The 16,391-nt window shown below is 61.6% G+C and carries 15 protein-coding genes; 7 read left to right on the top strand and 8 right to left on the bottom strand.

Annotation, left to right across the window (positions count from 1 at the left end; genetic code table 11):
• The first annotated feature begins 22 nt into the window (after positions 1–22).
• Positions 23–1,021 carry an aminoglycoside phosphotransferase family protein gene (locus AB4Y87_RS18535; protein ID WP_442005838.1) on the top strand — a complete coding sequence of 333 codons (999 nt, stop codon included), beginning with the start codon at positions 23–25 and terminating at the stop codon, positions 1,019–1,021.
• On the opposite strand, the gene AB4Y87_RS18530 is transcribed toward AB4Y87_RS18535, so the two are convergent.
• Complete coding sequence (locus AB4Y87_RS18530) at positions 1,014–1,808, bottom strand: sulfite exporter TauE/SafE family protein (protein ID WP_442005759.1); 795 nt, start codon at positions 1,806–1,808, stop codon at positions 1,014–1,016. The two genes, AB4Y87_RS18535 and AB4Y87_RS18530, sit on opposite strands and share 8 nt — an antisense overlap.
• Positions 1,805–3,616 (bottom strand): proline--tRNA ligase, encoded by a 1,812-nt coding sequence (locus AB4Y87_RS18525; RefSeq protein WP_442005758.1) that lies wholly within the window; start codon positions 3,614–3,616, stop codon positions 1,805–1,807. Before AB4Y87_RS18525 ends, AB4Y87_RS18530 begins: the two co-directional genes overlap by 4 nt.
• Positions 3,617–4,118: 502 nt before the next feature.
• Here AB4Y87_RS18525 and AB4Y87_RS18520 point away from each other — a divergent pair.
• Genes AB4Y87_RS18520 through AB4Y87_RS18510 form a run of 3 tightly spaced genes read left to right on the top strand, consistent with a single transcriptional unit; the run spans position 4,119 to position 6,240 of the window.
• Complete coding sequence (locus AB4Y87_RS18520; protein WP_442005757.1) at positions 4,119–4,880, top strand: ABC transporter ATP-binding protein; 762 nt, start codon at positions 4,119–4,121, stop codon at positions 4,878–4,880.
• Between the two features lie 8 nt (positions 4,881–4,888).
• On the top strand, positions 4,889–5,632 hold the full coding sequence (locus AB4Y87_RS18515; RefSeq protein WP_442005837.1) for an ABC transporter permease: 744 nt from the start codon (positions 4,889–4,891) through the stop codon (positions 5,630–5,632).
• Positions 5,629–6,240: a TetR/AcrR family transcriptional regulator gene (locus AB4Y87_RS18510; RefSeq protein WP_442005756.1), complete on the top strand. Its 612-nt coding sequence runs from the start codon at positions 5,629–5,631 to the stop codon at positions 6,238–6,240. The genes AB4Y87_RS18515 and AB4Y87_RS18510 overlap by 4 nt, the downstream gene beginning before the upstream one ends.
• Here the strand turns inward: AB4Y87_RS18510 and AB4Y87_RS18505 are convergent.
• The 5 genes from AB4Y87_RS18505 to dxr all read right to left on the bottom strand — a co-directional run bounded on the left by AB4Y87_RS18505 (position 6,237) and on the right by dxr (position 11,222).
• The gene (locus AB4Y87_RS18505) at positions 6,237–7,115 is read right to left on the bottom strand and encodes a GNAT family N-acetyltransferase (protein ID WP_442005836.1); all 879 of its coding nucleotides are present in this window, start codon (positions 7,113–7,115) and stop codon (positions 6,237–6,239) included. The two genes, AB4Y87_RS18510 and AB4Y87_RS18505, sit on opposite strands and share 4 nt — an antisense overlap.
• Complete coding sequence (gene ispG / locus AB4Y87_RS18500) at positions 7,078–8,244, bottom strand: flavodoxin-dependent (E)-4-hydroxy-3-methylbut-2-enyl-diphosphate synthase (protein WP_216925300.1); 1,167 nt, start codon at positions 8,242–8,244, stop codon at positions 7,078–7,080. The genes AB4Y87_RS18505 and ispG overlap by 38 nt, the downstream gene beginning before the upstream one ends.
• Positions 8,245–8,293: 49 nt before the next feature.
• Positions 8,294–8,587 (bottom strand): YciI family protein, encoded by a 294-nt coding sequence (locus AB4Y87_RS18495; protein ID WP_442005755.1) that lies wholly within the window; start codon positions 8,585–8,587, stop codon positions 8,294–8,296.
• An 84-nt stretch (positions 8,588–8,671) separates the two neighbouring features.
• Positions 8,672–10,003 carry a M50 family metallopeptidase gene (locus AB4Y87_RS18490; protein WP_442005754.1) on the bottom strand — a complete coding sequence of 444 codons (1,332 nt, stop codon included), beginning with the start codon at positions 10,001–10,003 and terminating at the stop codon, positions 8,672–8,674.
• A gap of 34 nt (positions 10,004–10,037) precedes the next feature.
• Entirely contained in the window at positions 10,038–11,222 is a 1,185-nt protein-coding gene (gene dxr / locus AB4Y87_RS18485) for a 1-deoxy-D-xylulose-5-phosphate reductoisomerase (RefSeq protein ID WP_442005753.1), read from the bottom strand.
• 100 nt (positions 11,223–11,322) lie between these two features.
• Between dxr and AB4Y87_RS18480 the strand changes: the two genes are divergently transcribed.
• Positions 11,323–12,801 (top strand): lipase maturation factor family protein, encoded by a 1,479-nt coding sequence (locus AB4Y87_RS18480; RefSeq protein WP_442005752.1) that lies wholly within the window; start codon positions 11,323–11,325, stop codon positions 12,799–12,801.
• 2 nt (positions 12,802–12,803) lie between these two features.
• Here the strand turns inward: AB4Y87_RS18480 and AB4Y87_RS18475 are convergent, their stop codons facing one another.
• Positions 12,804–13,889, bottom strand: a complete 1,086-nt coding sequence (locus AB4Y87_RS18475) for a LacI family DNA-binding transcriptional regulator (RefSeq protein ID WP_442005751.1) — start codon at positions 13,887–13,889, stop codon at positions 12,804–12,806.
• 250 nt (positions 13,890–14,139) lie between these two features.
• Between AB4Y87_RS18475 and AB4Y87_RS18470 the strand changes: the two genes are divergently transcribed.
• Both AB4Y87_RS18470 and AB4Y87_RS18465 read left to right on the top strand, forming a co-directional pair.
• Positions 14,140–15,465 (top strand): extracellular solute-binding protein, encoded by a 1,326-nt coding sequence (locus AB4Y87_RS18470; RefSeq protein WP_442005750.1) that lies wholly within the window; start codon positions 14,140–14,142, stop codon positions 15,463–15,465.
• Complete coding sequence (locus tag AB4Y87_RS18465) at positions 15,462–16,391, top strand: carbohydrate ABC transporter permease (RefSeq protein ID WP_442005749.1); 930 nt, start codon at positions 15,462–15,464, stop codon at positions 16,389–16,391. Before AB4Y87_RS18470 ends, AB4Y87_RS18465 begins: the two co-directional genes overlap by 4 nt.

The following is a 16,391-nucleotide window of genomic DNA, read 5'->3' as shown; positions in this document are numbered from 1 at the left end:
TGATGGCGTGACCCTTCACGCCATGATTCCGATTCCGGGCGACCTCCACGCCCGATACAACCGCGATTCTGCGGGGCGGGACTGGCTGGCGAGCCTTCCGGGGCTTATCCGTGAGGCTTTGGACCGTTGGCAGTTGTCCGTGGACCTCGCACCCGGTGAAGAGCCGTGGAACGGACACGGAGCCTTGGTTGTGCCCGTTCTCCAGCACAGCAGGCAGGCTGCGCTGAAGATCGCCTATCCGCATGAGGAAGCTCTCGTGGAGCGCCATGCCTTGGCCCTGTGGGGTGGCCACGGAGCTGTCCGGCTCCTGGCTGCCGACACCGCCAGTTGCTCTATGCTGCTGGAACGCCTCGACGCGTCCTGTTGGCTACAGGATGTCCCCATGGATGAGGCCCGGCAGGTCTGGGGTGAGATCATGCGCGAGCTTTCCATTACCCCTGATGATCGTCCCGAATGGCGGGGATTCGATCACATCGCTGCCACGGCCGAGCGCTGGAGCGACGAAATGCCTGCGGAGTGGGAACGGCAGGATCGCCCCTTCCCGCGATGGTTATTGGAGGCCGCACTGGAAGTGTGCCAAACCCGCGGTGCTGTGGGCCGCCGATCCGGCAGGGACGTCCTGGTCCACACCGATCTTCACTTCATGAACATCCTCGGCACCTTGGGCACTGACCGCGGCGAATACCTGGCCATCGATCCGCAGCCGCAGATCGGTGAGGCCGAATTTGCGGTGGCACCCGTTCTGTGGAACCGCATCAAGGATCTGCCGGATCGCGATCCGGCGGCCGGCCTGCGCGAGCGGTGCCGCGAATTCAGCCTCGCCGCTGGCCTTGATCCGGAGGTCGCACGACAGTGGAGCATCGCCCGTGAGGTGAACAATGCCCTGTGGTACGCGGGAAAACGAGGACACGACGGCGATCTGGCCCGCTCCCTGTGGGTAGCAAGCACGCTGGCGGGCAGGACACTCGAAGGACTTCCGGCAGCACGTGATTTGCCCGGGCCGGGGGACGCGGTCAGCTGATGTTGTCGTTCCAGACGTCCATGCCGAGCTTGATGATCAGTGCCGCGACGACGATCAGGAACACGATCCGCACAAAGCCGCTCCCCCTGGCTACAGCTGTTCTGGCGCCAAGGTATCCGCCCGCCATGTTCGCGAACCCCAGCACCAGGCCCACTCCCCACAACAAGGAACCGTGAGGGAGGAAGAAAATCAGGGCACCGGCATTGGTGGCCATGTTGACGATCTTGGCCTTTGCGCTGGCTTCAAGGAAGGCGTAACCCATGGCCGAGACCAAGGCGATCACCAGGAATGACCCCGTACCGGGACCGATCAGGCCATCGTAAAAACCGATCACGGCACCGATCAGGCAAGCCACCACATAGTGCTTGTGCCCATCGTGCCGCAGAGCCGTCAGCTCGCCCGCGCTGGGGCGAAGTGCCGTGAAAATCGCGACGGCGATCAGCGCCACCACAATGATGGGCTTGAAAACGCTGGCCGGCAGCGATGCAGCAAGGATGGCACCGCCAAAGCTCCCCGCCAGCGCAATCACCGCCATGGGTATTGCCGTCTTGAGGTCCGGTCCCACCCGCCTGTAATAGGTGGTGGCACTGGTGGTAGTGCCGAAGATGGAACCCATCTTGTTCGTGGCCAGTGCCTGGACTGGAGTGATGCCAGGTACCAGCAGAAGTGCGGGGAGCTGGATCAGCCCCCCGCCTCCTACTACCGCGTCAACCCAGCCGGCTGCGAATCCAGCCACCACAATCAGGATGATGGTGGTGAGCTGGATAGTCTCGAAGCCGGAAATCACCGGTTACGGACAGCGTTGACCACGTAATCCACGGCCTTCTCCACCGAGATGTTCTCGGCTTCACCACTGCGACGGTCCTTGATCTCCACTACACCGTCCACAAGTCCACGGCCGACGGCCAGGATAGTGGGCACGCCGACGAGTTCGGCATCGCCAAACTTGACGCCGGGAGAAACCTTGGGCCGGTCATCAAAGATGACGTCGAGGCCTGCAGCCTCGAGTTCCGCCGATAGCTTCTCTGCGGCTTCGAAAATTTCGTTACCGCGGCCCACAGCCACAACGTGTACATCGGCCGGAGCCACCGAGCGTGGCCACACCAGGCCGCGGTCGTCATGGTTGGCTTCGGCAAGGGCTGCGACAGCACGGGTGACACCAACACCATAGGAGCCCATGGTGACGACAACCTGCTTGCCGTTCTGGTCCAGCACCTTCAGGTCCAGCGCCTCGGCGTACTTGCGTCCGAGCTGGAAAATGTGGCCCATTTCGATGCCACGGGCAGTTTCAAGCGGCCCGGAGCCGTCCGGTGCCGGATCCCCTGCCCGGACGTCGGTGCATTCGATGACGCCGTCCCAGGTGAAGTCGCGGCCCGCTACCAGTCCGAAGACATGCTTGCCATCAGCGTTGGCGCCCGTCACCCAGGTTGTGCCGGACACGACGCGGGGATCCACGAGGAACAGCAGTGTGGAGGACCCTTCCAGGCCCAGCACTTGTTCGTCCAGGGACAAACCAGGGCCGATGTAGCCCTTGACCAACCACGGCAGCTTCTTGAGGTCTTCCTCGTTGGCTGCTTCCAGACCGATCTCGCCTGCGATGGGAAGGAACGATCCAATGTTCGCCTCCACCCGCTTGAGATCCACCGCACGGTCACCCGGAACGCCGAGGACGACGATCTGGCGTTCACCCGTGGGGAGAGTCACGGCGAGGACGACGTTCTTCAGCGTGTCAGCGGCAGTCCAGGCGCCGCCGTCGGCCTCGCTGCGGGGTGCGAGCTGGTTGGCTGCGTCAACCAGTGTCTCGATGGTCGGTGTGTTCGGTGTGTCCAGAACCTGGGCAGCCGGCGCGTCCGTGAAATCAATATCCTCAGGGACAACCGTGGTGACTGCCTCGACGTTGGCGTAGTAGCCGCCGGCCGAGCGCACAAAGGTGTCCTCGCCGATCTCGGTGGGGAAGAGGAATTCTTCGCTCTTGGAGCCACCCATGGCACCTGCGGTGGCAGCAACCGGAATGACTTCCAAGCCCAGGCGTTCGAAGATCTTCAGGTATGCGGCGCGGTGGGCGGCGTAGCTTGCGTCCAAGCCGGCGTCGTCAACGTCGAAGGAGTAAGAATCCTTCATGATGAATTCGCGCCCACGGAGGAGACCCGCGCGGGGGCGCGCTTCATCGCGGTACTTGTTCTGGATCTGGTACAGGCTCAACGGCAGGTCCTTGTACGAGGAGTACAGGTCCTTGACCAGGAGCGTGAACATTTCTTCATGCGTCGGAGCCAAGAGGTAGTCGGCACCCTTGCGGTCCTGAAGCCGGAACAGGCCCTCCCCGTACTCGGTCCAGCGGTTGGTGGCCTCGTAAGGTTCGCGCGGCAGCAGTGCCGGGAAGTGGACTTCCTGCGCACCAATGGCGGACATTTCCTGCCGGATGATCTCCTCCACCTTGCGCAGGACGCTCAGTCCCAGCGGCAGCCACGTGTAAATGCCAGGTGCGGCACGGCGGATGTAACCGGCCCGGACCAGGAGCTTGTGGCTGGCGACCTCGGCGTCGACGGGATCTTCACGCAGGGTGCGCAGGAACAACTGGGAAAGGCGAAGGACCACGGGTACGTATCCGTTTCTATGGCAGATGTGGCAAAAACAACTGTCTACTAATCTACCGGCTGCCGGCGGGCGGCTCAGCACACAATGGCTCAGCACGGAACAGCTCAGCACAGAGAAGAGCCACGCCGTCGCGTATGGAAGCCCCTGGCCAAAGTTCGGCTGGTCATCCTGCGATGGCGTGGCTCAGCGGCCGGCCGGCCGCAGACTCTGTCCGGGGACTAATCCCCCGTTCCCTCCAGCGGAACGGGATCGCCTGCGACTGGGAAGCATTGGTGACTGCCGAGCTCACGGATGGTGCGGCTGCCAAAGGCATCCTTCAAGGTTTTTGCCATGATTCCCCCTGTAACCACCCGTGCCCCATCGACACGGCTTGGGAAAAACTTATGTGATAGCGGACACGTTTTCAAGGATTTTGATGGCAAAGTGCCCTTGACCGCGCCGTTGGCCAGACTTAGCGTTAATTCATCACTTGGTGAATTACTCGTTGGTGCCGGAGGCAGCCATGTCAGATGCAGCAATAGAAGCCAGTGGCCTGCACATCTCCCGGGGCCGGACAAGAATTCTGCGGGGACTGGACTTCGCCGTGGACAGCGGGCGCATCACTGGGCTGCTCGGCCCGTCGGGAAGCGGCAAGACGACACTCATGCGCGGCATCGTTGGGGTACAACGCATCACCCGTGGATCCATCAGTGTCCTTGGTCGTCCAGCGGGCAGCGCACCATTAAGGCACGACGTCGGGTACGTCACCCAAGGTGCCAGCGTCTACTCGGACCTCAGCGTCGAAGCCAACGTGAAGTACTTCGGCGCCATGCACAAGGCAACGGCGACGGACGTCGCGGAGTCGATTGCCGCCGTCGGGCTCGAATCATTTGCGAAGCAGAAAGCCGGGAACCTCTCGGGCGGGGAGTTCAGCCGCGTGTCCCTGGCATGCGCGCTGGTGGCGCACCCCAAGCTGCTGGTGCTGGACGAACCGACAGTGGGTTTGGATCCGGTACTGCGCGCGGAGTTGTGGGAGCGGTTCGTTGAAATGGCCGCTGGCGGAACGACGCTCTTGGTTTCCAGCCATGTGATGGAAGAAGCGTCGCATTGTTCCTCGTTGCTGCTTCTGCGGGACGGCCTGCTGCTGGCGCAGCTCACACCCGCCGAGCTCGCGGAGCGGGGACGCAGCAATGACCTTGAGCGCGCGTTCCTGAACATGATCAAAGACGCCGAACGGGGCCCGGACAGCGGCCAGCCGGCAAAGGAAAGCCAGGTGGCATCATGAATCTCCGGATGACCTTTGCCACCACAGCCCGGGTGCTGGGTCAACTGCGGCACGATCACCGCAGCGTGGCGCTCATTCTGGTGGTTCCGGCGCTGCTGCTCACCGCCGTCTATTATCTTTTCGAGAACGAAACCCTGCCTCCGGGCGTTCCGCGCACCTTCGATCGCGTTGGCCTGATGATGCTGGCGATCTTCCCGTTCGTCGTCATGTTTCTGGTCACGTCCATCACCATGCTGCGGGAACGAACCTCCGGGACCCTGGAGCGGCTCCTCACCACCCCCATCCATAAAGCGGACCTCTTGTTCGGCTACGCCATTGCCTTCTCCATCATGGCCGCGCTGCAGTCGCTGGTGGCCACGGCTGTTGCCTACTGGATCTTCAACCTCGACATCAAGGGCAGTCCCGGGTTCGTCGTACTGATCGCGGTCATCAACGCTGTCCTTGGAGTCGCCCTGGGGCTGCTGTGTTCGGCCTTTGCACGCACCGAGTTCCAGGCTGTCCAGTTCATGCCGGTTGTGGTGGTGCCACAGATCCTGCTCTGCGGGCTCTTCGTGGCGCGGGAGCAGATGAACGACGTCCTCGACGCCATATCCGGAGTCCTTCCCCTGACGTTTTCTGTTGACGCCCTTCAGGAGATCGCAGGGAACATCGACGCAACTGAAACCATGTGGCAGGACACGATGGTGATGGGCGGAATCGTGGTGGGAGTCCTTATCCTTGCCTCATTGACCCTGCGGCGGCAGACCTCATGAGCCTGGAACCCCTGCGCCGCGGCCGTCGAAGCGGGAGCGACCATTCGCGCGAAACCATTCTGGTGGCGGCCCGGAAGTTGTTCGCAGAGCAAGGGTTCGACGGCACGAGTCTTCGACAAGTGGCACGGGAAGCTTCAGTGGACCCGGCCATGGTGCACCACTTCTTCAAAGGCAAAGACGAGTTGTTCGCTTCCAGTGTGGAGTTGCCTGCCGATCCTGAAGAGGTACTGGCCGGGGTTGAAACCCTGGAACCGGAGGCGAGGGCTGAAGCACTGGTCCGTGCGGTAGTGCGGTTGTGGGAGAGCCCGGCGCAGCCTGGCCTGGTGGCATTCGTCCGGGGAACCATCGGATCGAAGGCCAAAACGGCACTGCTGCGGGAGACGGTGAGCCGGACCATCCTGTCCCGGGTCATGGTGGGCGTGGAGGGTCCTGCTGAGGAAGTCCTGCTGCGTGGCAATCTGGTGGCGACACAAGTGGTTGGACTGATGCTGCTCCGCTACGTAATCCGGCTCGAACCGCTGGCGAGTGCTGATCAGGAGGAGGTAGTGAGCTTGGTGGCACCGACCATCCAGCGGTATCTCACGGGGAACTTGGACTCCCCGGGCTAGAACAAGACTGTTGCGAACGTGCCGACTTGCTCGAAGCCGACTCTTTCGTAGGTGGCCCGGGCCTTGGCGTTGTAGTCATTGACGTACAGGCTCGTTACGGGCGCAAAGGTACGTGAGAGATTTACGACGGCGGCCATGTAGCCAGCGCTTTGGTGGTGCCCACGCATCTCCGGATTCATCCATACGCCTTGGACCTGCGTGACGTCCTGGGTAACTGCACCCAACTCTGCCTTGAAAACAACGGTCCCGGCAGCGTCGATGTGGACCAGCGAATGCCCTTGGCGGATAAGCCCGGCAACGCGCCTGCTGTAGAAGTCCTGGCCGCCCAGGAACGGCGAGTAGCCAACTTCTTCTTCGAACATGGCGGCGCAGGCGGGCAGGATGCGTTCAAAGTCCGCCATGGTGCCGAAGGTCAGCAAAGGATTGGCTTCGATGGCCGGCCCACCGGAAATAGTCAAAAGGGGCTGCCTGGAGCGGACTTCGTGCGCGAAGTGGCCCAACTGCTCAAAGCGGGAGTAGAGGGCCAGCACCGTTTCTGCTGGCCCAAAGATGGAGGCGTATCGCCTGCCGGATTGGTGGGCCGCCGTAGCTACATATCCGGTAAGCCCTGGGTCGAGTTGCACCGGGACCAGATTGGCCCCCGCCCAACAAGCTCCAAGGAGGGTGTCGTCGTCGAACACGCCAAAGACGCTGGCGCCGCCGCTGGTGGGCGCGGCCGACCCTACGCTGTCCAGGTGCGCCAGGATGAAGACGTTGGCAACGGGATCTTCGCTCGCAAGCGCGCGAAGGGCCAAGGTGTCGGCACTGCCGAGCACCCTGACCCCCAGGCCTGTCTCGTTACGAGACGCTAACCACGGGGCTACCCTTGACAGCATCTTCGCCATCGGCCTCCCCCATCTCTTCAGCGATACGCATGGCCTCTTCGATCAGTGTCTCAACAATTTCGCTTTCAGGCACTGTCTTGATGACTTCGCCCTTCACGAAAATCTGGCCTTTGCCGTTTCCGGAGGCTACACCGAGGTCCGCTTCGCGGGCTTCACCCGGGCCGTTGACTACACAGCCCATGACGGCCACGCGGAGGGGGATTTCCATCCCCTCAAGGCCGGCGGTTACCTGCTCAGCCAACGTGTACACGTCCACCTGAGCGCGGCCACAGGACGGGCAGGACACAATCTCAAGCTTGCGCGGGCGCAGGTTCAACGACTGCAGGATCTGGTTGCCAACCTTGATTTCCTCCACGGGCGGCGCCGAGAGGGAAACGCGGATGGTGTCACCGATGCCGCGGGACAGCAAGGCGCCGAAAGCAGTGGCGGACTTGATGGTTCCCTGGAAGGCCGGCCCGGCTTCGGTCACGCCAAGGTGCAGGGGCCAGTCGCCCTTTTCAGCGAGCATCTCGTAGGCAGCAACCATGATCACGGGGTCGTTGTGCTTCACGGAGATCTTGAAGTCGTGGAAACCGTGCTCTTCGAAGAGCGAGGCCTCCCAGACAGCGGACTCCACCAGAGCTTCAGGGGTGGCCTTGCCGTACTTCTTCATGATGCCCGGCTCCAGGGAACCAGCGTTGACGCCAATGCGAATGGACGTCCCATGGTCCTTCGCGGCCGCGGCAATTTCCTTGACCTGGTCATCGAACTTCCGGATATTGCCGGGGTTCACACGGACCGCTGCGCATCCTGCTTCAATGGCCGCGAAAACGTACTTCGGCTGGAAGTGGATATCGGCGATCACGGGGATCTGGGACTTGCGGGCGATGATCGGCAACGCCTCGGCGTCGTCGGCTGACGGGCAGGCAACGCGGACGATGTCGCAGCCGGAGGCAGTCAGTTCAGCGATCTGTTGAAGGGTTGCGTTGATGTCCGTAGTGGGCGTCGTGGTCATGGACTGCACGCTGATGGGTGAATCAGAGCCAACGCCAACGGATCCAACCTTGATCTGCCGCGTCTTACGGCGCGGGGCAAGGACGGGGGGTGGGGCTGCTGGCATTCCCAGGCTGACCGAGGTCACGTGGACTCCTTGGGTTTGGGGTGGATCGTTGTGATGGAGGACGCCGGAGCTAGGATGCGTGGGCAGCCAGGACGCCGATAATGGGGTCCCATTCTGTGGTACGGATGCCGGCTATGACGCCGGCTTCGGCGAACGGATCCTGCTTCAGGAGGTCATTGAGTTCGGCTTCATCTGCTGATTTGAAGATGAGCAGTGCGCCGGCACCATCACCGTAGGGTCCGCTCGCAAGCAGCGTGCCGTCCTCTGCGAGGTTGCCCAGCCAGGCGCGGTGCGACGGGCGGGCTTCGTCGCGGAGGGCGCCGGATTCGGCGACGTATACATACTCAACAGCGAAAACAGTCATGAAGCTAGCCTATCCCGACGCGTAGCGATGATCCGCCATCCATTGCAGCTCACTCTGCAGGCCCCCGGGTCCCGGTCAGGGGTTTCAGCCAAAGATATTCACCGGCTTGACGATGTCCGCGTAAATCAGGAGCGCGCCCATGGCCATCAGCAGCGCTGCCACCACATATGTGGCGGGAAGCAGCTTTGCGATATCGAAAGCACCTGGATCCGGCTTTCCCCTCAGCCTTGCCACCTGGCGCCGGGCCCCCTCATACAGGGCGCCCGCCACATGGCCGCCGTCGAGGGGCAGCAGGGGTACAAGGTTGAAGATGGCCAGCGCGAAGTTCAGGCCTGCAAGCAGCCCTACCAACGTTCCAATGCGTGCCTGGAGCGGTACCTCTTCCATGGCAGCAACTTCCCCGGCCACCCGACCGACGCCAACCACACTGATGGGGCCGTTGGGATCACGGGGTTCCTCGCTGAAGGCGGCCTTCGCCACCCCAACCACACGAGCAGGCAGGTTAAGGATTACTCCGGAAATCTGCTTGATATTCTCCCCTGCCATGGGAAGGACGGACGACGCCGGCTGGGGAACCAAGGCGCTCTGCGCGCCGATTCCCAGGAAGCCAACCTCCTGGTACTTCAGCACGCCATTGGCATCCTGCTCCTGGCGTCCATCGGCACCCACAACCGGCCGCGAGGACAAGACTGGAGTAACGGTAGTGGAAACTTCCGAGCCGTTGCGTTCTACGGTGATGGGTACTTCCCGGCCCGCCGAGGCCCGGATCCAGCCGGTGAGTTCATCCCAGCTGGTGACGGCTTTGCCGTCGAAAGTCTTGACGGTGTCGTTCGGCTGCAGCCCGGCGGCCGCCGCGGGTGTTGGCTTGCAGTCCGCCGAATCCGGGTCCACCGTTTTGCCGGCAGCCACCTGGCATTTTGAGATGTCCGCGATGGTGGTGGTGGCCGTGGCAACGCCAAAACCCATGAGCAGGACGGCCAGGAGGACCAAACCGATGAGCATGTTCATGGCCGGTCCGCCGAGCATGATGATGATTTTCTTCCAGACCGGCAGCTTGTAAAAGACCCTGCCTTCATCCCCCGGGCCCACTTCTTCATGCGCGACCGAACGGGCCTCACTGGCAAGAGTCTGGAACATGCCCGTGCTGGACGGACGCACCCCGCCATCTTCTTTGTTGGGCGGATACATGCCAATCATGGCCACGTAGCCACCCAAGGGAAGCGCCTTGAAGCCGTATTCCGTTTCGCCCTTCTTCTTGGCCCACAAGGTGGGCCCGAAGCCAATCATGTACTTGGTCACGCGCACTCTAAAGAGCTTCGCGGGGACCAGGTGGCCAACCTCGTGCAAAGCGATGGACACTGCGACGCCAAGGGCGACGAAGACGACTCCGAGGATGAAAAGAAGGACGGGACTCATGCCGATGGGACTGCTTCCATAGGGGGTTCTTTGTTTATACGGCGCTGTTGGCTAAACGATCATGGGTGCGCGTGCGTGCCCAACTCTCAGCATCCAGCACGGACTCCACCGTAAGCTCCGAAGAACCTGAATGTTCGCTGAGGACGGACTCCACCGTGTCCACGATGTCCGTAAAGCGGATGCGGCCGGCGTGGAAAGCCTCCACGGCTTCCTCGTTGGCCGCGTTGAAGACGGCAGGGTAGGTGCTGCCCTGCTTCGCAGCCTCCTTGGCGAGCTCCACTGCCGGAAACGCAACCGAGTCCAGTGGTTCGAATGTCCAACTTGTGGCTTGGGTCCAGTCACATGGTTGGGCAGCCCTTGGAACCCTCCCAGGCCAGCCAAGCCCCAAGGCGATGGGAAGCCGCATGTCAGGGGGCGACGCCTGGGCGATGATGGACCCATCCACGAACTGGACCATGGAGTGGACCACCGACTGTGGATGGACCACGACGTCGATCCTGTCCAGGGGTACATCGAACAGCAGATGTGCCTCGATCACTTCCAGGCCCTTGTTAACGAGGCTCGCCGAGTTGGTGGTGACCATGAGGCCCATATCCCAGGTGGGATGCGCCAGAGCTTCTGCGGGGGTGACATCGTGAAGCTGCTCACGGCTGCGGCCGCGGAAAGGTCCGCCGGACGCTGTGAGAATCAGCTTCTCCACCTCCTGCTCGGTACCTGAACGCAGGCACTGTGCGATGGCTGAGTGCTCGGAATCGACAGGCACAATCTGGCCGGGGCGGGCAGCCGCTTTCACCAGGGCACCACCGACAATCAGCGACTCCTTGTTGGCGAGCGCCAAGGTGGCACCGGATGCGAGCGCGGCCAGAGTGGGCGCCAGGCCAATGGAGCCGGTGATGCCGTTGAGAACGACGTCGCATTCGACTTCCGCGATACGGGTGGACGCGTCCGGACCAACGAAAATTTCCGGAACGAAGTTGCGCAAGCCGCTTCGGGCTGCCGCGGCGTCAATCAGGTTCTGCAGTGCTTCCGGATCGCCGTAGGCAATGCCTACTGCCTGCGCCCGCGTGTGGACAGCCTGCTGGGCGAGCAGTTCGAGGTTTCCGCCGCCGGCGCTCAATGCCACCACTTCGAAAAGGTGCGGGGCGCCGTCGACGACGTCAATCGCCTGTGTGCCGATGGAACCCGTGGACCCGAGGATGACGATCTTGCGCGGCTGCATTGCTTAAGTATCCCAGCAGCCGCAGAAGCGTGCGAACGTAGCACCCGGGTAAGTGGAAAACCCTGCTTGACCACTTCTTTCCCGCGCGTAACGTGGAATTGTGGAGTGGCTGGCCTGGTTTGATGCGCAGGATTGGTTTGACGCGCGGAACTACGAATTCGCGCGGCAGGTATTGCAACGCGGTACGGCCACCCTTTATCTGGTTGCGTTCCTCTCCACCATGAACCAGTTTCCGGCCCTTCTTGGCGAGCGTGGCTTGCTTCCCGTACCTTCGTTTCTTGAGATGGCGCGGCGTCTGGCCCGGCCCACTCTCTTTCAGTGGCGTTACTCGGATGCCTTGCTGCGTGCAGTCTGTTGGGTGGGCATCGCGGTGTCCGCCTTGCTGGTATTGGGCTTGCCGCAGTTGGGACCACCGTGGCTGCCGATGGTGGCGTTCCTCGCCCTCTGGTTCCTGTACATGTCGATCGTCAATGTGGGCCAGACGTTCTATGGCTTTGGCTGGGAGATCCTGCTGCTGGAGGCCGGTTTCACCGTAGCGTTCCTTGGCTCGGACCAGGTTCCGCCGCCCACTACCATCCTGATCCTGATTGTGTGGCTGGTGTTCCGGCTTGAGTTCGGCGCGGGAATGATCAAAATCAGGGGCGGGCGTGAGTGGCGCGACCTTTCGGCGATGTTCTACCACCACGAGACGCAGCCGATGCCCGGACCGCTGAGCCGGCAGTTCCATCTCCTCCCCCGTCCTCTGCACAAGGTGGAAGTGGTGGGAAACCACTTCGCGCAGTTGGTGGTTCCGTTCTTCCTGTTCGCGCCCCAACCGCTGGCCAGTATCGCGGCAGGAATTATCATCGTGACGCAGCTTTGGTTGGTGGGCAGCGGTAATTTTGCCTGGCTGAACTGGATGGCAATCGTTCTCGCCTTCGCTGCAGTGAGTGATCCGGTGGCGCATGCGGTTCTTCCCGTCATTCCGCTCGAGTGGCACCCTGGTGCCGAAACACCGCTGTGGTGGCTCGTCGTCGTACTTGCCGTGACGGTCCTGTTGCTGGTCCTCAGTTACCGGCCGCTCCTGAACCTCTTCTCGCGCCAGCAACTCATGAATGCGAGCTTCAACCGCTGGCGCCTGGTCAATGCCTATGGTGCGTTCGGTACGGTGACGAAGCAGCGGATCGAGATCGTCGTCGAAGGCACTATGGCTGAAGAGCCCGATGCAGCTGACGACCAATGGCTGGAGTACGGCTTCAAAGGCAAACCCGGCGACGTCCGCCGTCTGCCACGGCAATGGGCGCCGTATCACCTCAGGCTGGATTGGCTCATGTGGTTCCTGCCGCTGCGGACCGTCCACGAGGGTTGGTTCTACGCCTTCCTGGAAAAGCTGTTGGAGGCAGACAAGCCCACCCTTGGGCTGCTGCGCCATGACCCGTTCGACGGCGAACGCCCGCGTTGGGTGCGTGCGCGCAGCTATCTTTACCGTTTCGCCAGCCGTGCGGAGTTCCGTGAGTCGGGTGATCGTTGGGTGCGGGTGCTGCTGTATGACGCCATTCCGCCGGTCTCCCTTACGCCTCGACGGCGGCGGCTTCTTTAGCGTTATCCGACTTTGCCGCGGGCGGGCTTGGCCTTGGACGCAGGTTTGGCCTTGGACGCGGGCGGTGGGGCCGTAGACTCACGGACCACCAAGTGTGTGGCCAGTTCCACCCTTCGGGAATCGATATCTTCGCCGCGTACCTGGCGCAGGATGAACCGCAGGGCCGAACGGCCCATCTCCTGTAGTGGTTGTGACACGGACGTCAGGGGTGGAACGGATTCTTCCGCCTGATGGGTGCCGTCGAAACCGACCAGGCTCATGTCCTCCGGAATCCGGATGTCCTGCCTTCGGGCTTCTGCCAGGACACCCAACGCGATGCTGTCGCTTCCAGCGAATATTGCCGTGGGCGGATCTTCAAGTGCCAGCAGCGCCTTCATGCCTCTCACACCATTCTCGGGTCGAAAGGGGCCCGCGGAGACGTAGTCGTCGTCTACAGTGATGCCCTCCGCCATGAGTGCGGCCATATAGCCGTGGAGCCGCGCCTGGCTGCATTCTGCCGTGGCAGGACCGCCTATGTAGGCAATCTTGCGGTGTCCCAACTCGAGCAGGTGAGTAGCTGCGGCCTTGCCGCCGGCCCAGTTGCTGGCACCCACGCTGAAGACCTCTGCCGGCGGCGGGTTGAGGGGGTCCACCACCACGATGGGGATCCGGCGGCGTTGGAAGGCTTCCAACTGTGCCGAGCCAAAGGCGGAAGTGACCACGATCATTCCGCTGCGTCCTTCGTCGATGATGCGTTGGGCCCGCTCCTCCGGTCCCAAAGGTGACGCTGTTTGCCTGCTGGTGACCGAGAGGATGACCTCCATGTCCGAGACTGCCGCGTGCTCCATGACGCCGTTGAGGACTTCCACGGAGTAGGCCGAGTTCAGGGAGTCGAAAACCACCTCAACTGACTGCCGGGCGGGAAGGCTTTTACGTTGGAGCGGCGATTTGTATCCGGTTCGCTGCAAGGCCGCCAGCACGCGCGCCCGGGTTTCCTCGGCCACGTCCTCCCTGCCGTTCACCACCTTGGAAACCGTAGGCGCTGAGACACCCACCTCTTTGGCCACGGCAGCCAGTGTGAGCTTGAGCGGACGTAGCTCGCGTTCCATAATCCCCCTGCTTTCGAAATATTTCGGCTTGTTTCGAGTATGCGGGATGCCGAGGGAAAGCTCAAGAAGGCGGCCACAGCAGCTCAAGCAGCGAAAAAGTAAACCTTGACGTGTGATGGAATGCACTTTAGTTTAGACCGTGACCTAAACCGCATTCGCGAAATATTTCGGTATTTTTCGGGAGATGGTCACTCCTTTGGGAGATGGGCACCGCAACGTGCCCAACGAGGCGACTACACATGGAGAAGCAATGAAGCAGTTCCAATCATCACGGCGTTCTTTTCTGGCTCTAGCGGCTGTTACGCCATTCGCAGTCATGGCAACCAGTGCCTGCGGTACGTCCGGACCGGGCAGCGCGAGCGGAGGAGGCGCCAGCATGTGGTTCCTCTCCGGCGAGCCGAACCAGACCACCATCCAGAAAGCCGTCGATGCTTTTGGTTCGTCGAACCCCGATAACAAGATCGCTGTGACGTACTTCCAGAACGATGCTTACAAGACGAAGATCAAAACCGCGATCGGCGCCGGCCAGGCCCCCACCATTGTCTATGGATGGGGTGGCGGGACGTTGAAGACCTACGCCGAGGCCAATCAGGTGGAGGACCTGACCAGCTGGTTCGAGGCCAACCCGGATCTGAAAAACAAGTTCTTCCCCGCTTCCTTCGGTGCGGCTACCGTCAACGGCAAGATCTATGCCCTCCCCAATCAGTACGTGGCCCCAGTGGTGCTGTTCTACAACAAGGAGCTCTTTGAGAAGGCGGGGGTGCAGCCACCCAAGACCTGGGACGACGTCATGTCGCTGGTAAAGACCTTCAACGACATGGGCGTAGCCCCGTTCTCTTTGGGCGGTCAATCCCGCTGGACCTCCATGATGTGGTTGGAGTACTTGCTGGACCGCATCGGAGGCGCCGAGGTATTCAAGGCGATCTTCGAAGGCAAGCCCAATGCTTGGATGGATCCTGCAGTGATTGAAACGGGTACCAAGATCCAGGAACTGGTGTCCGCCGATGGCTTCATCAAGGGCTTCTCCTCCATCACGGCAGATTCGAAGGCGGATCAGGCGCTGTTGTTCACGGGCAAAGCAGCAATGTTGCTTCAAGGTTCCTGGACATACGGACCCATGAAGAAGGAAGGCCAGAACTTCGTCCAGGACGGAAAACTGGGCTTCGTCACCTTCCCGACAGTCGCGGGAGGCAAGGGAGATCCGAAGAATGGCGTAGGCAACCCCGCCCAGTACATGTCGATTTCGGCCAAAGCCACCGACAAGGAAAAGGAAACGGCGAAGAAGTTCTTCAAGGACGGCATCTTGACGGACACGGTCATCGACGCCTACATCAACTCCGGCTCGGTACCGATCGTCAATGGCATAGAAGGCAAGCTCGCCACGTCCCCGGACAAGGACTTCCTGAACTTCGTGTACGACCTGGCCAAAAATGCCCCGAACTTCCAGCAGTCATGGGATCAAGCCCTGAGTCCGACCGCGGCCGAGGCCCTGCTTAACAACATCGACCAACTCTTCCTGAAGTCGATCACGCCACAGCAGTTCGCCGAGAACATGAATGCCACCCTGGGCAAATGAGCTCAACAACCACTCACAGGGCTGCCGCTGCACCGCGGAAAATCGAGCAGACCGGGCAGCAAAAATCTGCACTGGCGTGGCTGACCGCGCCGGCTTTGATCTTCTTCGTGGTGTTCGCGCTTGCGCCGCTGGTAGGTGTCCTGGTTCTGAGCTTCGCCAACTGGGACGGCATCGGCGCCATTGGAGCAGCCGGCCTGGAGAACTGGTCCTCAGTTCTCAGCGACCCCGGACTGTACAACGCCCTGGGCCTGACTTTCCTGATCATGATTGTGTCCTGGCTGGTTCAGACTCCCATCAGCCTTCTCCTGGGAGTCTTCACCGCCGGAACACAGCGTTACAGGGCTGCCTTGGCGGTGTTGTACTTCTTGCCGCTTCTGCTCTCCTCCGCGGCAGTTGCCATCGCGTACAAAGCACTGTTGGACCCTAACTTTGGGCTGGCCATAGGATTGGGTTTGCCTTTCCTGGCCCAAGACTGGCTGGGCGTACCGCAGTTGGCATTGGGCCTGGTCATCTTTGTGATCGCCTGGCAGTTCGTGCCCTTCCACACACTCATCTACCAAGGTGGTGTCCGGCAAATCCCCAAGTCCCTGTACGAGGCAGCACAGATCGATGGTGCGGGAATCATTAAACAGTTCTTCCACATCACGCTTCCCCAGCTGAAATACACCATCATCACCTCATCCACCCTGATGGTCGTAGGATCGCTGACGTACTTCGACCTCATCTTCGTCCTGACTGGTGGCGGGCCGGGTAACTCCACCCGCATCCTGGCGCTGGACATGTACTTGCGCGGCTTCCGGGCCAACCTGATGGGCCCGGCAAGTGTCATTGCAGTCATCCTCGTCGTCATCGGCCTTGTCCTTGCCTTGTTCCTCCAGCGCCTTGGAGGCAAGGACAAGCAGGGCAGCCAATTGGAAGGTTTGTAA

Source organism: Paenarthrobacter sp. RAF54_2 (genome assembly GCF_052113945.1).
Lineage (GTDB): Bacteria > Actinomycetota > Actinomycetes > Actinomycetales > Micrococcaceae > Arthrobacter.
The sequence above is the reverse complement of the archived record's forward strand: the minus strand, read 5'-3'. Positions and strand labels throughout refer to the sequence as shown.

Bases quoted from the DNA above. Each gene is read 5' to 3' on its own strand.
- AB4Y87_RS18535 (WP_442005838.1), top strand. From the start codon at position 23: ATGATTCCGATTCCGGGCGACCTCCACGCCCGATACAACCGCGATTCT.
- AB4Y87_RS18520 (WP_442005757.1), top strand. From the start codon at position 4,119: ATGTCAGATGCAGCAATAGAAGCCAGTGGCCTGCACATCTCCCGGGGC.
- AB4Y87_RS18515 (WP_442005837.1), top strand. From the start codon at position 4,889: ATGACCTTTGCCACCACAGCCCGGGTGCTGGGTCAACTGCGGCACGAT.
- AB4Y87_RS18510 (WP_442005756.1), top strand. From the start codon at position 5,629: ATGAGCCTGGAACCCCTGCGCCGCGGCCGTCGAAGCGGGAGCGACCAT.
- AB4Y87_RS18505 (WP_442005836.1), bottom strand. From the start codon at position 7,115: ATGCTGTCAAGGGTAGCCCCGTGGTTAGCGTCTCGTAACGAGACAGGC.
- AB4Y87_RS18495 (WP_442005755.1), bottom strand. From the start codon at position 8,587: ATGACTGTTTTCGCTGTTGAGTATGTATACGTCGCCGAATCCGGCGCC.
- AB4Y87_RS18490 (WP_442005754.1), bottom strand. From the start codon at position 10,003: ATGAGTCCCGTCCTTCTTTTCATCCTCGGAGTCGTCTTCGTCGCCCTT.
- dxr (WP_442005753.1), bottom strand. From the start codon at position 11,222: ATGCAGCCGCGCAAGATCGTCATCCTCGGGTCCACGGGTTCCATCGGC.
- AB4Y87_RS18475 (WP_442005751.1), bottom strand. From the start codon at position 13,889: ATGGAACGCGAGCTACGTCCGCTCAAGCTCACACTGGCTGCCGTGGCC.
- AB4Y87_RS18470 (WP_442005750.1), top strand. From the start codon at position 14,140: ATGAAGCAGTTCCAATCATCACGGCGTTCTTTTCTGGCTCTAGCGGCT.
- AB4Y87_RS18465 (WP_442005749.1), top strand. From the start codon at position 15,462: ATGAGCTCAACAACCACTCACAGGGCTGCCGCTGCACCGCGGAAAATC.